General features: G+C 48.3%; 1 pseudogene. It reads left to right on the top strand.

From position 1 onward, the window contains the following. Positions 1 to 263 (top strand): annotated as a pseudogene (locus QVO51_RS09355) (hypothetical protein); the annotation flags it as partial.

Here is a 263-nt window from a genome sequence, read left to right as displayed (position 1 = left end):
TGTTCAAGGCTTCCACCGATACGCTTCATGATTACGGTGAGAAGGTGTATACCTTCTACAATGACGGTTATCGTTCCCTTGCGGGCTTTGCGGAATCCTATCCGAATTTCTGCTCAGAGGAGAACGGTTATGCCATCTACTACAATCAGCCCGATTTCAACTGGGGTGCGGTTATTTACACCATGTGCGTAGAGCCGGTTCACATCAGTTCTTCCAACAAGATCATGATGAGCTATAAGTCGGGGGCTACGGATATTGGCGAG

It is taken from the genome of Ruminococcus sp. CAG:379 (assembly GCF_000434255.1).
GTDB lineage: Bacteria > Bacillota > Clostridia > Oscillospirales > Ruminococcaceae > Ruminococcus_F > Ruminococcus_F champanellensis.
This window is presented reverse-complemented; position numbering and strand designations above follow the sequence as displayed.